This window comes from Arthrobacter sp. 01T428 (assembly GCF_056398685.1).
Window position 1 is genome coordinate 241,034 of record NZ_JBFTPW010000006.1, and the last position, 16,462, is coordinate 257,495.

The 16,462-nt window shown below is 63.7% G+C and carries 17 protein-coding genes; 8 read left to right on the forward strand and 9 right to left on the reverse strand.

The genetic code is table 11. The features are described 5' to 3' along the window. Positions 1 to 59: 59 nt before the first annotated feature. From AC1DJB_RS09770 to AC1DJB_RS09790, 5 genes are all read right to left on the reverse strand, one after another. Entirely contained in the window at positions 60 to 1,952 is a 1,893-nt protein-coding gene (locus AC1DJB_RS09770) for a transketolase (RefSeq protein ID WP_476910170.1), read from the reverse strand. A 408-nt stretch (positions 1,953 to 2,360) separates the two neighbouring features. After that, positions 2,361 to 3,125: an SRPBCC family protein gene (locus tag AC1DJB_RS09775; RefSeq protein ID WP_284988153.1), complete on the reverse strand. Its 765-nt coding sequence runs from the start codon at positions 3,123 to 3,125 to the stop codon at positions 2,361 to 2,363. Positions 3,126 to 3,179: 54 nt separating this feature from the next. Next, a complete protein-coding gene (locus tag AC1DJB_RS09780) occupies positions 3,180 to 3,458 on the reverse strand; it encodes a hypothetical protein (protein ID WP_284988152.1) in 279 nt (92 codons plus the stop codon). A gap of 278 nt (positions 3,459 to 3,736) precedes the next feature. After that, positions 3,737 to 4,258: a DUF6328 family protein gene (locus AC1DJB_RS09785; RefSeq protein ID WP_307053972.1), complete on the reverse strand. Its 522-nt coding sequence runs from the start codon at positions 4,256 to 4,258 to the stop codon at positions 3,737 to 3,739. Beyond that, on the reverse strand, positions 4,255 to 4,464 hold the full coding sequence (locus AC1DJB_RS09790; protein ID WP_284755563.1) for a hypothetical protein: 210 nt from the start codon (positions 4,462 to 4,464) through the stop codon (positions 4,255 to 4,257). Before AC1DJB_RS09790 ends, AC1DJB_RS09785 begins: the two co-directional genes overlap by 4 nt. Positions 4,465 to 4,536: 72 nt before the next feature. Here AC1DJB_RS09790 and AC1DJB_RS09795 point away from each other — a divergent pair, with 72 nt between their 5' ends. From AC1DJB_RS09795 to AC1DJB_RS09805, 3 genes are all read left to right on the forward strand, one after another. Then, positions 4,537 to 5,268: a DUF72 domain-containing protein gene (locus tag AC1DJB_RS09795; protein ID WP_059389215.1), complete on the forward strand. Its 732-nt coding sequence runs from the start codon at positions 4,537 to 4,539 to the stop codon at positions 5,266 to 5,268. A gap of 36 nt (positions 5,269 to 5,304) precedes the next feature. Continuing rightward, entirely contained in the window at positions 5,305 to 6,285 is a 981-nt protein-coding gene (locus AC1DJB_RS09800; RefSeq protein WP_059389216.1) for a cation diffusion facilitator family transporter, read from the forward strand. 201 nt (positions 6,286 to 6,486) lie between these two features. Further along, on the forward strand, positions 6,487 to 6,930 hold the full coding sequence (locus AC1DJB_RS09805; RefSeq protein WP_441437908.1) for a hypothetical protein: 444 nt from the start codon (positions 6,487 to 6,489) through the stop codon (positions 6,928 to 6,930). Positions 6,931 to 6,945: 15 nt separating this feature from the next. On the opposite strand, the gene AC1DJB_RS09810 is transcribed toward AC1DJB_RS09805, so the two are convergent. From AC1DJB_RS09810 to gad, 4 genes are all read right to left on the reverse strand, one after another. Next, positions 6,946 to 7,836 carry a helix-turn-helix transcriptional regulator gene (locus tag AC1DJB_RS09810; RefSeq protein ID WP_306959747.1) on the reverse strand — a complete coding sequence of 297 codons (891 nt, stop codon included), beginning with the start codon at positions 7,834 to 7,836 and terminating at the stop codon, positions 6,946 to 6,948. A 116-nt stretch (positions 7,837 to 7,952) separates the two neighbouring features. Continuing rightward, positions 7,953 to 8,105, reverse strand: coding sequence for a hypothetical protein (locus AC1DJB_RS09815; RefSeq protein ID WP_172465612.1), 153 nt, complete (start codon positions 8,103 to 8,105; stop codon positions 7,953 to 7,955). 89 nt (positions 8,106 to 8,194) lie between these two features. Next, positions 8,195 to 9,061: a class II glutamine amidotransferase gene (locus AC1DJB_RS09820; protein ID WP_284988148.1), complete on the reverse strand. Its 867-nt coding sequence runs from the start codon at positions 9,059 to 9,061 to the stop codon at positions 8,195 to 8,197. Positions 9,062 to 9,107: 46 nt separating this feature from the next. Then, positions 9,108 to 10,508, reverse strand: a complete 1,401-nt coding sequence (gene gad / locus AC1DJB_RS09825) for a glutamate decarboxylase (RefSeq protein WP_441437915.1) — start codon at positions 10,506 to 10,508, stop codon at positions 9,108 to 9,110. Between the two features lie 219 nt (positions 10,509 to 10,727). Between gad and AC1DJB_RS09830 the strand changes: the two genes are divergently transcribed. The 5 genes from AC1DJB_RS09830 to pgsA all read left to right on the forward strand — a co-directional run bounded on the left by AC1DJB_RS09830 (position 10,728) and on the right by pgsA (position 16,236). Then, positions 10,728 to 12,326 carry a S53 family peptidase gene (locus tag AC1DJB_RS09830; protein WP_476910171.1) on the forward strand — a complete coding sequence of 533 codons (1,599 nt, stop codon included), beginning with the start codon at positions 10,728 to 10,730 and terminating at the stop codon, positions 12,324 to 12,326. A gap of 109 nt (positions 12,327 to 12,435) precedes the next feature. Further along, positions 12,436 to 12,720, forward strand: coding sequence for a YegP family protein (locus AC1DJB_RS09835; RefSeq protein ID WP_059389211.1), 285 nt, complete (start codon positions 12,436 to 12,438; stop codon positions 12,718 to 12,720). A gap of 246 nt (positions 12,721 to 12,966) precedes the next feature. Then, complete coding sequence (thrS, locus tag AC1DJB_RS09840) at positions 12,967 to 14,976, forward strand: threonine--tRNA ligase (RefSeq protein WP_476910172.1); 2,010 nt, start codon at positions 12,967 to 12,969, stop codon at positions 14,974 to 14,976. A 29-nt stretch (positions 14,977 to 15,005) separates the two neighbouring features. After that, positions 15,006 to 15,614: an HIT family protein gene (locus AC1DJB_RS09845; RefSeq protein ID WP_059389209.1), complete on the forward strand. Its 609-nt coding sequence runs from the start codon at positions 15,006 to 15,008 to the stop codon at positions 15,612 to 15,614. Then, positions 15,607 to 16,236: a phosphatidylinositol phosphate synthase gene (gene pgsA / locus AC1DJB_RS09850; protein WP_284988145.1), complete on the forward strand. Its 630-nt coding sequence runs from the start codon at positions 15,607 to 15,609 to the stop codon at positions 16,234 to 16,236. Before AC1DJB_RS09845 ends, pgsA begins: the two co-directional genes overlap by 8 nt. The last annotated feature ends 226 nt before the right edge of the window (positions 16,237 to 16,462 follow it).

The window sequence follows — 16,462 nt, forward strand, 5'->3', positions numbered from 1 at the left end:
ACGGTGGTTTGTGACGCGGACCCGACGGCGGCGACGTTCCGCCGTCGGGCCGTTGCGTTTCAGTCCATGACGAGGTCGCGGGCGGCGGCGGCAATGTGGCGTGCCGAAATGCCCGCTGCGTTGAGCAAGTCCTTGGGCTCACCGGAACCAGGAAGTTCCCTCACGGCGAGAAGCGCGATATGGAGTTTGGGCGTGTTGGCGCTCGCAAGCGCTTCGAGGACAGCCGAGCCGAGGCCGCCTTGGGCGTAGTGGTCTTCGGCGACAACAATCCGGCCATCGGTTTCGAGGCACGTCCGGCGCAAGGTGTCGACGTCGATCGGCTTGACGGAGTAGAGGTCGATGACGCGCGCTCTGATCCCCGACTCGGCCAGCTGCTCGGCGGCGGCGAGGCATTCGTGGAGTGTGACGCCGGCGCCGATGAGCGCCACTTGGTCATCGGCGCCGGCACCGTGGACCTTGCTTCCGCCAAGGGGGAACTGTTCGTCCGGACCGTAAATCACGGGATAGGCGCCCCGGGTGGCTCGCAGGTAGGAGATTCCGGGTGTGTCCGCCATGGCGCTCACGAGCTGCGCTGTGGACGGAGCGTCAGCCGGATAGAGCACCGTGGAAGTGTGCACCGCCCGCATGGCGGCAATGTCCTCCAGGGCCATCTGCGAGGGACCGTCTTGCCCGATTTCAACGCCGGCATGCGTGCCGACGAGTCGGATGTCCACCTCCGAGACTCCGGCCATGCGGATAAAGTCGAATGGCCGCGAAACCAGGAAAGCCGCGAAACTTGAGGCGAAGGCCACGTAGCCGCGGACTGAGAGGCCGATGGCGGCGGCCACGAGTTGCTGCTCGGCAATGAAAACTTCAAAATACCGCTCAGGGGCCACTTCCTCGAAGTCCCCGGCATGGGTCGAATTCCCCACTTCGCCGTCGAGGACCACCACTTCGGGGCGGGCCGCCAGCGCGGACACGGCGGCCCCAAAGGCGGCCCTGGTCGCCACTTTGTCGCCGACCTTCCAATCCGGGAGCGTGACGGAAACGTGAGTGCCCGGCGTGATTGCTGGAGTGCCGGGTTCCGGAGGACGGGTGGTCACGCGGACGCTGCTTGGCCCTCCAAGGGCCGCTATGGCTTTCTCGGCCATGTCTGCCGGGAGCGCCTTGCCGTGCCAGCCGTTCTGGTCTTCGATCTCAGGTACCCCTTTGCCCTTGATCGTCTTGGCCAGAATGACCGTCGGCTTATCGGGATCGCTCGTGGCCCTGCTCAGTGCATCGTCTATCTGGGAGATGTCATGGCCGTCGATGATGAGGGCCTGGGCTCCGAACGCTTCGACCCGCCGGGCGTAGGCGTCCATGTTCCACTGAAGTTCTGTGGGGCCGTCCTGGCCAAGCCGGTTGACGTCCACGACGGCGGTGAGGTTGCCGAGCTTGTAGTACGCCGCCTTGTCCACTGCCTCCCACATGGACCCTTCAGCTAGTTCGCTATCGCCGCACAACACCCATGTATGGAAGGGAAGCTTGTCCAGGTACCGTCCTGCGAGGCTCACCCCGACGGCGACCGGCAGCCCTTGTCCCAGCGAGCCGGTCGCCACATCCACCCAAGGCAGCACCGGCGTCGGGTGTCCTTGAAGCCGGGCACCGAACTGACGGTAGGTATTCAGCAGCTCATCTTCCTCGACGACGCCCACAGCCCGATACATGGAATACAGCAGGGGTGAAGCATGTCCTTTGGAGAAAATGAGATGGTCGTTGTTCGGCAACGCCGGCTGTTCCCAGTCGTAGCGAAGGTGCCGCGTGAGGAGGACCGCCATGAGGTCCGCGGCCGACAGCGACGACGTGGGATGACCCGAACCGGCGTTGGTGCTGCACCTGATGGAGTCCACACGCAATTGCGTAGCCAGGGCCCGAAGGGAGTCCATGTCTTCCGTTTGCATCGGTGCCGGCCGCAATTCTGGATCTTTTGACATCTCTCAGTTGCCTTTCATACGCTCCGAGCGGGTGGCCTGTCCTACGTGTCCGGCCTACAAGATCGTCAGGGGCGGCTCTCCCAAGGGCCGCGAGGGCGGGAAGGGAAGGTCCGGGCCCGGCTCGGGGACAGGGGAAGGCCCCGGCTCGGGCAGCGGAACCGGCTCGGGGGTTCCCGGGCGGGGTCCGGGTCCGGGGTCCGGACCCGGGGCCGGTACGGGCGTCGGCCCTGGTTCAGGCAACGGCACCGGCTCCGGCGTCGGGCTTGGGCCGGGCTCCCGGGTAGGGTCAGCGTTAGGGTCGCGCGTCGGGTCGGGAGGGAACTCGCTCATTGTTTGCTCCTCGAATCGTCAATGAAGTTCGGGCGGACGTCCGTGGGGCCGGCCTGCTCGTGGCCGACCCCACGGGGCTCAGCGGTCCGACGGACGAGGACCTGTTTCTGTGCCCGGACCGGCTTCCGTGGCAGGCCACGCTTCGGCGCCGCGTTCCACGGAAGGGTCACGAGGCGTTTCTTCCGTGGTGTAGTCGCCTTCGATCCGCTCGGCGGGCAGATCCGCGACCCGCTCCGTGCCGTAGTCGCCCTCGGTGTATTGTCCGACGCGAGTCGCGTCACCGCCGTCGGCCGCTTCCATAGCGGCAGGGGCCGTCAAATCAGGGTCGACGGCGGGCAGCTCCGACGTGGCCTCAACAGGGGTGGCTGCTGAGCCGGAGTCGTCGACGTCGCCGGCGGCCACGGAACCGCGCCAAGCGCCAGTCTCGTAGCCTCGCTCCTCGATGAATTTCTTGAACTTGTCGAGGTCGGCTGAAACCCGCATATCGTCGATGCCCACCATCGAGCCGGCCTTTTCGGCAAAGCCCTCCGGCTCCCATTCGATCTCCACACTCACGCGGGTACGGTCCGCGCCAAGTGGTTCGAAGCTTACGGTGCCGGCGTTCCTTGGTCCGTCGACGCTGGCCCAGCTGACCAGGGAATCCGGGACCTGCTCAAGGATTTGGGCGTTAAAGCCGCGCTTGACGCCGCCGACGTTGGTGGAAAAATGCAGGGCTGTCTCGTCGATTTGTTCGACCGCTTCGACGCCCTTCATGAATTCCGGGAACGACTCGAACTGGGTCCATTGGTTGTAAGCCACTGAAACGGGAACTTCCACGTCGATTGTTCGGTTGACCGTAGCCATGTTCATTCTCCTTGCTAGCGCTTGTTGCTGCGGATGTAGCTGGGCTTTGGCGATCTAGCCGGCGTCGAATGTTTCGCCGTCGTCGTCTTTCGGGGACTTATCCTCGGGCAGTCCTGTCGCATCGCCCTTCGGTTCGGATGAGAAGGAAGTCCCTGCCTTGCTTCCCTCGGAGTTCGACTCATCCAGCTCGGCGTCGGCCGATGGCACCGCGGCTGATCCGTTGTGCCCGCCCTGATTCGCCTGCCGGGCCCCCCGTCCTGCTGTTTCTTGTTCCGGCGTCGGAGTTCCGTAGCCTCCGGCTGCCTCTTCCTCGGCTCCATGCTGCTCGTCCATTTCCATGCCGTCCTTCCGTATTGGTTGAACTTGTTGGTGGAAAATCATGACCCGCTACCCAGGACGGCTTCCGTCGGTGACCGGAAGCCGGCCTTGGATGCAGGCCCATGGCCCCGGACAGAAGGCCTCCGGCCCTCTGTCGACGCCCGTTCAAGCCTGTTACCACATCGAAACTAGTAGGCCGGGAGGTCACTTGTCCATGGATTCGGGAAAATTGATCAGCAAACTTACTATGTCGATCGAGAAGGCCTAGACTAGGCCGGCGTCAGGGCCTCGAACTATCGTTTCTGCCCGGCCTTCCGGCGCCGGGGAGACCAGGAAAGCAGCGGGTACAGCAGCACGAGCGCCGCGAGGGCGACAAGGATGCTGCCGCCCGCGGCGAGGCCGGCCTCAGGCCCCACGGCAACGCTGAAGATCAGTCCGGCGCACCCGGCGATCAGCAGGGACACACACGCCACGACGGCCTTGACGATCTTGTCGCCTGCAGCCACCAGCCGGTACTTGACGTGATGCTGGAAGAGCCGCCGGTGCAGGCTTACCGGAACGAGCATGAGCCCGGTGGTCATGGTCGCCAGGACAACCAGCAGGAGAAACCACCATTTTTGCATCTCTGTGAGCGTGCCGAATCGCTGCTGGAACGGCAGGGTCAGCAGGAAGCCGCCGATAATCTGCACGCCCGTCTGGAGGACGCGCATCTCCTGGAGCAGCTCATTCCAGTTTCGGTCCATCCGTTGGTCCTCGGACTCGTGCCTGGTGTCGGGAGCCGGCCCGGGGAACAGGGGATCTTCCGGTCCGCTCACGACGGCCGCGGCAGTTCGCAGCCTGCCACGGGATTCAGTCCCATGTAGTTCAAGGGACCGGCAACAATATTCAGGCTAATCGTTGCGAACTGGGAGCACTGCGCCGGGACGGCGCTGAAGTAGCCTCGCTGTCCGGCCGCTACTGCTCCTATGACGAGCCAGATCACCACGATCAGCCCGAAAATCGACCCGAATCGCATGGCCATCGACCAACCTCTCATCGATTCCGAATATCAATCAGCTTACTTATTCGGCGACTTCGACCATAGGCTGGCCGGATGGCAACCCACGTAGGGACGTCGGGGTGGAGTTACGACCACTGGGACCACGTGCTCTATCCCGCCGGCACCCCCTCCCGCAACCGGCTCGATTACTACGTGCAGCAATTCGAGACCGTAGAACTCAACGCGAGTTTCTATCGTTGGCCGCGCGATTCATCGTTCGCCAGTTGGCGACGCCGCCTACCTGAAGGGTTCGTGTTTTCGGTCAAGGCGCCCCGTGGGCTCACCCATGGCAAGCGCCTTTACGCACCCGAAGCCTGGATCGGCAGGATCACCTCGGCGTGGCATGAGCTCGGGGACAGGCGTGGGGTCCTGCTGGTCCAGTTGCCGCCGGGAATGGAGCGCGACGACGGCCGGCTGGCCTATTTCCTTGGCCTCCTCCCCGAGTGGATCAAGGTCGCCGTCGAATTCCGCCATGACAGCTGGCATGACGAGGCTGTCTACGAGTTGCTTGAAAAGCACCGGACGGCCTATTGCATCATGAGCGGGGCGGAGCTCCCGTGCGTCCTCCGAGCGACGGCGCCGTTTGTCTACATCAGGATGCATGGGCCGGATCACCACCACCTTTATGGAGGTTCATACTCCGATCAGGACCTGCGCTGGTGGACCGACCGAATTGCGGAATGGGAGACGGCGGGCAAGGAGGTTTTCGTCTATTTCAATAACGACGGCGGCGGTAACGCGGTCCGTAATGCCCGCACCCTCCGTTCCTTCCTCGGCAACCACTAGGCGTGGACTCCATGGTTGTTGGGTACGGTAGTTTCCATGGTTGAAACCAAGAAGGTCAGGATGCCAGCTTCATCCCTCATGACCGTGATCTTGGCTTTTGCGGCAAACCTTCTTGTTGCGGTCGCAAAGACTGTCGCCGCCGTGCTTACCGGCTCCGCTTCGATGATCGCTGAGTCCGCCCACTCCTGGGCGGACACGGGAAACCAGGTCTTCCTGCTGGTGGCCGAGAGGAGATCCTCGAAGAAGCGGGACGTGGCCCATCCGATGGGCTACGGCAGGGAAGCATACGTGTGGTCGATGTTTGCCGCCTTTGGCTTGTTCACCGCAGGCGCCGTTGTTTCCGTGATGCACGGCATCCAACAGCTTTTCGCGCCCGAGCCCGCCGGTGATTTCGCGGTCGCCTATATTGTCTTGGCGGTATCGTTCGTCCTGGAAGGGGGTTCGTTCGTCCAGGCATTCCGGCAGGCCCGCAAGTCCGCACGGGAGCTCGAACGCCGGACCTTGGAGCAAGTGCTCAAGAGTTCAGATCCCACCATGCGTGCAGTCTTCGCGGAGGATAGCGCCGCGCTCATAGGCCTGCTCATTGCCTTCTTGGGAATCTTCCTGCACCAGCTCACTGGATCACCACTTCCGGATGCGCTCGGATCCATATTTGTCGGCATTCTTCTCGGTGTCATCGCCGTAGTGCTGATAGATCGCAATCGTCGCTTCCTTGTCGGCCAGGGCGTCACTCCGGAACTCGAGAAGTCGATGGCGATCAGGGTCATGGAACACCGCGAAATCGAGCGCCTGACATATCTTCACCTGGAGTTTGTCGGTCCGCGCAAGTTGTACCTCGTGGCCGCAGTGGATATCACCGGCGACCTCCGGGAGCACGAAGTGGCCATCGCGCTGCGCCGCGTGGAACGGGAACTCGAGGACGAGGAGACCGTCGAGGAGGCCGTCCTGACCCTCGCTACCCCCGACGAGCCCTCGCTGTCCTTCGGCGTTCGGCCTCCGTCGCCGGCCGTGGAGTAAACCAGGACCGTCAGTCCGCTTGAACCTCCGGGGAAAACAAGTACAAGCTACTCGTGTCATGGTTCACACAAAGTTGTTGACTCAAGGGACCGGCATCCGCGCGCTGTCCGAGGACGCCGATCCCGGCTGGCCAACGGCAGGGTCGGCCGATCGATAACACCGGCGTTGCGGAGGCGCAGTCAATTTTCGAGGGGAGTTCCAATGGACGGTCAACTTTGGATTTGGATCGTGGTGGCGGTCGTGATCATCGCGGTGATCGTCGCCGTCGTCGTTTATGGGCGCCGCGCGAAGAACGCCGCTAACCGCAAGCGCGCTGCGGACCTCCGCGAGAAAGCCCGTGCCGACGCCCTCGGAGCTCATGAGCGCAGCGCCGAGGCCGCTCGGGCGGCCGCAGACGCCGCGCGCGCCGAGAGCGAGGCGGAACGCTTGCACCGGGAGGCCGCGGACAAGCAGAAAGCCGCCGAGCGCGCCAACGAAGTCTCGCAGGACAGGTTGCGGCGGGCAGAAGAGTTGGACCCGGATGCCGGCAACCGCTCGGATCCGGATAGTGCGGGTAGCCGTCCGGACCGGGACGACGACGGCGGCCGTCGGGAGCGGGACGACGACCGAGGCGACGGGGAGGGACGCCTGGACCCGAGACCATAGGCTAACCGGTTGCGATCACGCCCCACCTGCCGTAGGTGCGGCTTGAGGTTGCTCCGCCACTTCCTGGGTGGCTGCCCAGCTCGCGAGGAGGCGCAGGGCGTCTGCAGAGGGGGAGCCAGGTTCTGCAGGGTAGATGAACAGCGAGAGGCCGGTGTCCGCCGACAATTCCATTGCCTCGAAAAGTAGGCGGAGTTCACCCACCACGGGGTGGTGGAAATGCTTGAAACCGCTGTAGTGGCGGCGCACGTTGTGCGCGGCCCAGCGAGTGCGGAATTCATCGCTTCGGGTGGAAAGCTCTCCTACAAGGTCGCTCAGCCCGCGGTCGAAGGGGTCGCGGCCGGCCTCGGTGCGGAGGATGGCAACCATATTGTTGGCGGCGAGTTCCCAATCCGGGAAGAACCGCCGGGCCCGTTCTTCATCCAGGAATATGAAGCGTGCGTAGTTGGCGGGCCGGACCGGGTTGACGTACATCTCGGAATGCAAAGCAAGGCCGAGTTTGTTGGCGGCAAGGATGTCCATGCGGGCGTTGCGGACGAATGCCGGCGCGTCAGTAATGGCGTCAAGGGCGAACTGCACACTTGGCCGGACCTGCTGTGGTGCGGATCGACGCTGCCTCTTGCTTGTTCCGGCGGTACGCGCCAGATCGAACAGGTGCGCACTCTCAGCCTCGTCGAGTTGGAGGGCCCTCGCCAGTGCCTCCAAGACGCTCTCGGACACTCCCGCAAGGTTCCCGCGTTCGAGCCGGGTGTAATACTCAACGCTCACTCCGGCGAGGGTCGCGACTTCGCCGCGACGGAGCCCCGGTACTCGCCGATTGCCGCCCGACGTCGGCAGCCCTGCCTGTTCGGGGGTGATCTTCGCGCGCCGGGAAGCAAGGAAGTCGCGAGCGTCGTTGCGGTTGTCCATGCGATCAACGATAGTGACCTCGCAGCGCCCTGAGGGAGTCCCTGACAGTACCTCTATCAACGACACCTCCCGGCAGCGGTGAGGAGCCCGACGTCGTCCGGGATCCGGGCGTCGTGCTAGAAAATGTGGAAATCGCCCGCATCGGCGTTCGCGGACGGATAGACCACGGGTTCCCGCCCCAACTCCAGCAGGACGTCGTTGATGCTCATTTGCCCGTCGAGTTGGACGGCCGGGACGAAGGCGGTTTCGGATTCGACTTCAGCGGTCATGGATCGATCTTATGTGCGGCAGGGCCCACGGGCGCGATGAACACGCGAGCTCCAGGCTAAGTCGCCGGGCGACGTTTTGTGTTCGAGGATCACGGTTTCTGGGATGCGGCCGCGGAGGGGGAGAGATCGGCCAGCGTAAGGGGATGTGCGGGAGCCTCCGGGAAGGGGTGGCTGATGGTCACAGCCAGATCCGGACTGACGTGGACCAGGGCACCACCGGGAAGCGCTCTCCACTCGGGGTTGTCATCCATCGGCTCGGTGGCGATGAGGACGTGTCCTGCACGCGAGGCCTCCCTACTGTGGGCGCGGATCCTGGAGCTCCGCGCGTCCAGGGGAGCCGCCTCGGCCGAGCGGGCAGGAAGCCGTTCCAGAATGTGAAGCTCATGCGTGTCCGGATACCTGACTGCCCAAACGTCGCTCGCCGTCGTCAGGATGAGGTTCAAGCTGAACACCGGCAGTTCCTTGGCGATCCAGCTGATCGCTCGGATGATACCTTCGCCGACGTCGCCATCCGCTCTTCTGCTCTCCGCGGTGATCAAGGCGAAGAGGCGCTCACTGTCTGTTTGGCCCTTCACCAGATCCGCGACACCGGACTCCGCCAGCCGCTGGTCCAACCGCTCAAGATCGCCGAAGGCACCGTTGTGGGCGAACAACCTCCCGTCCTGCTCGAAAGGGTGCGTGTTGACCATGGTGTGCGCGCCGGTGCTGGCATATCGCACATGGGCCAGGAATGTCGTGCTCTTCAGGACCCGTGCTTCACGTGCAAAGGCGTGGTCCTCCCATGCGGCGAGTGGCTGCTTGGCGACATGGGCCTTGCCGTCACCGTCAAAGGTGCCTATGCCGGCGCCGTCGGGCTCGCGCCGGCTCTGGTCAGCGAGGCTGTCCGGGGCGTCCAAAAGCCAGAAAGTGGCCCGGACTGCTTGCGAACCGGCATGCAAGCCGAACAATCGGCACATGGCACGCATCCTTCCTTCAATCGTCTGGCGGCGAAGCTGCTGCTGGCTAGTGGTGGAACGCCTGGGTCTGCCCACCGGCGGGCATCGGTGCCTTGAGGCCGTCCAGGTAGGCGACTTCTTTCTTGAGATCGGCCAGGAAACTGGATGCGAGGTCGCGGGTGAATCCGTTGCGGACAACGATCCGTTGGACTGTGATCTCGCTCAATCCTTCCGGCATGGGGTAGGCGGGGACGAGCCACCCATTCATCCGCAGCCTTTCGGACAAGTGGTGAAGGTTCCACCTCTCGGTGTAGCCGTCGGTGAGTTGCCAGGCAAAGACAGGAATGTCGGATCCGTCGCTCCACAAAGTAAACGCCTCCATTGCCCCTATTTCACTGGAGAGATAGAGTGCCACGTCCCGGGAGGTTGCCTGGACGGATTTGTATCCCTCGTATCCGAGCCGGAGGAACAGGTAGTACTGAAGGAGCACCTGGGCGCCGGGGCGTGAGAAGTTCAGGGCGAAGCTCGGCATGTTCCCGCCCAGGTAACTGACATGGAAAATCAGGTCCTCCGGGAGTGCCTGCTCGTCACGCCAGATAATCCAGCCGAGGCCGGGGTAGACCAAGCCGTACTTGTGGCCGGAGGTGTTGATCGAGGCAACCCGCGGCAGGCGGAAGTCCCAGACGGTCTCCCGTTGCAGGAAAGGTGCAACCATGGCTCCGGAGGCGCCGTCGACGTGGATCGGAATATCAAGGCCCCGCTTTGCCTGGATCTCGTCCAACGCCGCCGAGATCTTCTCGACGGGTTCATAGACCCCCGTGTAGGTCACGCCCATGATCGCGACAACGCCGATGGTGTTCTCATCGACGTACTTGTCCAGCTCGTAGCCGTCCAGCATTTGGTGTTCCTGCGACACCGGAACGAAGCGGGCCTCCACGTCCCAGTAGTTGCAGAACTTCTCCCAGCACACTTGGACGGCCGAGCTGAGGACCAGGTTGGGTTTGTCCGTGGACAGGCCGGCCGCCCTCCGTGCGTGCTGCCAGCGACGTTTCAAGGCCAGGCCGCCCAGCATGCACGCCTCGGAAGAACCGATCGTTGAGGTCCCGACTGACTTGGCGGGATCGGGTGCGTTCCACAAGTCTGCGAGCATCCGCCAGCAACGGGTTTCGATCAACGCCGTCTGCGGGTACTCGTCCTTGTCGATCATGTTCTTGTCGAACGTCTCGGCGTACAGCTTCGACGCTTCCGGTTCCATCCACGTTCCAACGAATGTTGCCAGGTTCAAGCGGGAGTTGCCGTCCAACATGGCTTCGTCGTGGACAACCTGATAGGCGGTCGACGGAAGGGACTCACCGTCCGGAATGGTGAACCGTGGAAAAATACTGGATTCTCCCGGTCGGCTGAAGACGGGGTTCAGCTCTACTGCAGTGTCGGGTTCATGGGCTGATGTTCGGTGTGACCTATTGATGGTTCGCTCCTTTGACTCGCCGCTGCGCGAGCCGCTGCGGTGGCATGGCCCGCCAAGGCCCCACGCTACCGCGTGCGTACGCCGTACCCAAGAACTTTCGGGAGCCGCCATCGTTCAGATCGTCGCAGCCTGTGGCCTTCCAGGCCATGGTGCCAAAGTGACTCCTGGTGCATAATCGCAGGGGACGGAGCTCTGTCACCGTGAGGCTAGGAGGCACCAATGTCGATGCAGGACACTCCAGAAGATCGTCGGCCGGGGGAGACGCAAAGCGTTCCGCTACCAGGATCGGACAGGGCTCCCGCCCCGGGCCTCCGGGACATTCTCGGCCCTGTCGATCCTTCCCATCGGATCGAAGCGACAGTCATCCTGAGGCGCCAGGAAGAAATGCCCGAGGTGCCGTCCGCTGTGCTTTCGCGGGACGAACTTGCCTCCCGATACGGCGCATCGGCCGCAGACCTGGATCTTGCTGTAGGCACCTTCGCCAACCTTGGTCTCGACGTCGTGGAGTCGGACGCGGCCAGCCGCAGGATTCGGCTGGCCGGAACCGTGGAGCAGATGAGCAGCATTTTCGGGACATCCCTGGACGGGTTGACCAGCCGAAGCCCGGACGGTACCGCTATCACCCACCGGCACCGCACCGGAGGCCTCCACGTCCCTGCGGCCCTCGACGGCGTCATCGTTGCCGTCCTTGGCCTTGACGACCGGCCGCAGGCCCGCGCCCAATTCCGCGCCATTCCCCTCGCTGCGGCCGCTGCGAGCTACACCCCGCCGCAGCTGGGAAGGATCTACAATTTCCCTGCGGGAACGGACGGGACGGGCCAAACCGTTGCCATCCTCGAGCTGGGTGGCGGCTACGGGCAGCAAGACCTTGACACGTACTTCCTGGGCCTTGGTATCCCCACGCCAAGCGTCACCGCAGTAGGAGTCGACGGCGGGGCGAACCAGCCGGGGCAGGATCCGTCGGGCGCCGACGGGGAAGTCCTGCTGGACATCGAGGTGGTCGGCGCCTTGGCGCCGAAGGCCAACATATTGGTCTATTTCGCCCCCAACACCGACGCCGGGTTCCTGGATGCGATTATCGCTGCCTCGCATGCAACCCCGACGCCGGCCGCGATCAGCATCAGCTGGGGCCAGAGCGAAGACGCCTGGACCGGCCAAGCCCGGACGGCTTTCGACCAGGCCATGGCCGACGCCGCGGCCCTCGGCGTGACGGTGACAGCGGCAGCCGGGGACAACGGCAGTGCCGACGGCGCAACCGACAACAAGGATCACGCCGATTTCCCGGCGTCGAGCCCTCATGTGCTGGCCTGCGGCGGAACCAGACTTCAAGCGGACACCGCAACAGGTGTCATCAGGGCGGAAACGGTCTGGAACGACGGACCCAACTCGGCTACCGGCGGAGGATTCAGCGACGTCTTTCCGGCGCCCTCCTGGCAGTCGGGGATCCCGGGGCACGCCAAGCACAAGCCTGTGCCCAAGAAGGCCGGAAGGGGCGTCCCCGATGTCAGCGGCGTTGCCGACCCGCAGACCGGCTATCAGGTGCGCGTCGACGGGAAAGACATGGTGATCGGTGGAACAAGTGCGGTGGCGCCGCTCTGGGCGGCCCTCGTCGCCCGGCTCGCCCAGGCCACCAACAGGCGCTTCGGCCTGATCCAGCCGCTGCTTTACCAAAACGGCAAGCAACCGGCGTCGGGCTTCCATGACATCACCTCAGGCTCCAATGGAAGCTACCACGCCGGGACCGGTTGGGATCCCTGCACAGGCCTGGGCAGTCCGGACGGCAGTGCCCTCCTTGCGTTGCTCCAAGCCAAGGCTTAGTGGACCTGCCGGAGCCATTGCGGCGGTCCAAAACCCGCCACAACACGGCTTTGACTCGGTAAACTGGTTGGTGTCCTTTACAACCTCAGGTTTCAAAGGAGGCTACACAATGGCTGGATACTTTGAGCTGGTCGATGGACCCAACGATGGGTACAGGATTGCACTGCGCGACGGGGAAGGCGAGATCCTGGCGATGTCTACGACCTTTGCCACCAAACAATCGGCTGTCCGCGGGATATCCACACTCCGGGAGATCGCCGGAACAGCCCTCATCAAGGACAGGAGCCACGGACGGTGGACGCCGTCCCTTGAGCGTCAGGCCCACCACTTGCATCTGTTCCACCAACCCGCATGGCGGAAGCACGAAGTGAGAAGCGCAGCAGGCCGCTTATAACCCTGCGATAGCGCGGGTTCGCAAACCGCCCCGCACTCCAGTTCCCACAGGGCACTCCGTTACGGATTGAACGGGCTGCAATGACGCATGCCGAAAATGCCGTCCCGCCAAGTCTCCTCGGGGGGAAAACGGCACGCCTCCGCCTGCTTTGGCTGCCCCAGCCCGAGCGGATACGATGGACGATGGCTGGCTGTGGTCCCCGTACGCCACAAGCTATGAAGCCTTATCAATGAATAGGAGACACCCGTGTCAGATGCCCAGCAGATCACCCTCATCGTCGATGGCGAAGAGACCAAGGTGACGGAGGGGACCACCGGCGCGGAACTCTTCTTTGAGCGCCGCGACGTCGTTGTGGCCCGAGTCGACGGCGAACTCAAGGACCTCGACCAAGTGCTGCCCGAGGGTGCCCAGGTTGACGGCATCACCATCGACTCGCCGGACGGCCTGAACGTCCTCCGCCACTCCACCGCGCACGTGATGGCCCAGGCTGTGCAGCAGCTTCGTTCGGACGCCAAGCTCGGAATCGGTCCCTACATCACAGACGGCTTCTACTTCGATTTCGATGTCGCCGAGCCCTTCACTCCTGAAGACCTGCGGCAGCTTGAGAAGATGATGCAGAAGATCATCAACCAGAACCAGAAGTTCGTGCGCCGCGTCGTCACCGAGGACGAAGCCCGCGAAGCCATGAAGGGCGAGCCTTACAAGCTTGAACTGCTGGGCAAGAAGAACGACGCCGCCGACGCCGGAGAGGGCGTCAACGTCGAGGTGGGCGCCGGGGACATCACCATCTACGACAATGTGGATCGCAAGAGCGGCGACAGCGTCTGGTGCGATCTCTGCCGAGGCCCGCACCTGCCCAACACCAAACTGATCTCCAACGCTTTCGCCCTGACCCGCTCCTCGGCGGCGTACTGGCTGGGTAACCAGAACAACCAGCAGTTGCAGCGTATCTACGGCACCGCTTGGCCCACCAAGGACGCGCTGAAGGCGTACCAGGAGCGCATCGCCGAGGCCGAGCGCCGAGATCACCGCAAGCTCGGCGCGGAACTTGACCTGTTTTCCTTCCCGGATGAGCTGGGCTCCGGCCTGCCGGTGTTCCACCCGAAGGGCGGGATCATCCGCAAGGCGATGGAGGACTATTCGCGCCAGCGCCACGTGGACGCCGGATACGAGTTCGTCTACACCCCGCACATCACCAAGGGACACCTCTACGAGGTCTCCGGCCACCTTGACTGGTACAGGGAAGGCATGTTCCCGGCGATGCACATCGACGCGGAACTGAACGACGACGGCACCGTGCGCAAGCCCGGCCAGGACTACTACCTGAAGCCGATGAACTGTCCGATGCACAACCTCATCTTCCGTTCGCGCGGCCGCTCCTACCGGGAACTGCCCCTGCGGCTCTTCGAATTCGGCTCTGTGTATCGCTACGAGAAGTCCGGTGTTGTCCATGGTCTGACCCGCGTGCGCGGCATGACACAGGACGACGCCCACATCTACTGCACCCGCGAACAGATGAAGGACGAGCTCACCACCACCTTGAACTTTGTCCTTGGCCTCCTCAAGGACTACGGACTGGACGACTTCTACCTTGAACTGTCCACCAAGAACGAAGACAAGTTCGTTGGGGAAGACGCCGCCTGGGAAGAAGCCACACGCACCTTGGCAGAAGTAGCCGAGGCCTCGGGGCTGGAACTTGTTCCGGATCCGGGTGGAGCCGCGTTCTACGGCCCCAAGATCTCCGTGCAGGCGAAGGACGCGTTGGGCCGCACCTGGCAGATGTCCACCATCCAGCTGGACTTCAACCTGCCTGAGCGTTTTGAGTTGGAGTTCCAGGCTGCCGACGGCACACGCCAGCGCCCCGTCATGATCCACCGCGCGCTGTTCGGCTCGGTAGAGCGTTTCATGGGCGTCCTCACCGAACACTACGCGGGAGCTTTCCCCGCGTGGCTCTCGCCCGTGCAGGTGGTCGGCATTCCGGTGGCTGAGGCGTTCAACGACTACATGTTCGACGTCGTTGGCCAGCTCAAGGCTGCGGGTATCCGTGCCGAAGTGGACATTTCCTCGGACCGCTTCCCAAAGAAGATCCGCACCGCGAGCAAGGACAAGATTCCGTTCGTCCTCATTGCCGGCGGAGAGGACGCAGAGGCCGGTGCGGTGTCGTTCCGCTTCCGTGACGGCAGCCAAGACAACGGTGTGCCCGTTGCCGAGGCCGTCCGAAGGATCGTGGACGCCGTCAAGAACCGCGAGAGCTGACGAGTCGGACACCGCGGGGGCCAGGAAAAATGCAGGAGAACACGGGCGTGACAGCTGACTATCCGGGCGATGCCGAAGTGACTGACGACTTCGGCCTGGCAGGTGTTCCTGATGCCTTCCAACGCCTGTGGACTCCGCACCGCCTGGCCTACATCAAGGGTGGGCAGAACCAGTTCAAGAACGAGGACGACTGCCCGTTCTGCGTGGCTCCGAGCCGCACGGACAAGGAATCCCTCATCGTGCGCCGCGGCAAGACGTGCTACGTGGTGCTCAATTTGTTCCCGTACAACCCCGGTCACTTGCTCGTGTGCCCGTACCGGCATGTTCCGGACTACACGGACATTACCGTGCAGGAAACGGCGGAAATGGCGGAGCTCACGCAGACCGCGATGCGGGTGCTGCGCAAGGTGGCCAACCCGAGCGGCTTCAACCTGGGCATGAACCAAGGTGTGGCCGGCGGGGCGGGCATCGCCGCCCACCTGCATCAGCACGTAGTTCCGCGCTGGGGCGGGGACGGTAACTTTTTCCCCATCATCGCCCAGACGAAGGCCGTCACCCAGACCCTTGACGAGGTCCGCCAGCAAGTGGCCGACGCCTGGCCGGAAGAGTCGGATCTGTCCGGGGAGCCGGATGCTTAATCGGCACGCCCGCGGGTTCTTCACCGGGCTGTTCTCGCCCCTGGCCCGGTTCCTGCTCAAGGTGGGGGTCTCGCCCGACGCCGTTACCGTCGTCGGGACCGCGGGCGTAGTTCTCGGTGCCCTGATTCTCTACCCCCTGGGCCAGCTCTGGTGGGGTTCGCTGCTGATCGCCGTTTTCGCGCTGTCCGACGTCGTGGACGGCATCATGGCAAGGGAACAGGGACGCAGCGGCCCGTGGGGAAACTTCCTCGACTCCACGCTGGACCGGCTGGCAGACGGCGCCATTTTCGCCGGCGTCGCAATCTGGTTCTTCACGGGAGGCGGGAACAGCGCGATTGCTATCGCGTCCCTGGGCTGCCTGGTGCTCGGGATGGTGGTTTCGTACGCCCGCGCCAAGGCTGAATCATTGGGCTTCTACGCCAATGTGGGCATCGCCGAGCGCGCTGAGCGGCTTATTTCCGTGCTCCTCGTCACCGGTCTGACCGGGCTGGGGCTGCCCCCCGTCGTCTTGCTGGTGACCCTTGTCATCCTCGCCGCCGCAACGGCAGTCACCGTCGTCCAAAGGATGGCCGCCGTCCGCGAACAGGCAATGGCAGACGTCGACGGCGGGACGCCCGCTTAAGCGGTGATTAGCCCGTAGCAGGCCCTGCTTTTGCGCGACGGCGGTCAACCCCCGTGTCTCATTCCGGGCGGGTTTATGTCCGGGTGGGTCTGAAGTGGTGGTTGCGTCGGGGTGTTTGGCGGGGGTCGAGGTGGGGTGGTGGTTTGAACCATGCGGTGCCGTTGTCCAGGGTGATGGTCCAGTGTTCTTTGTGGATGACGTGGTGGTGGTGGCTGCAGAGCAGGGT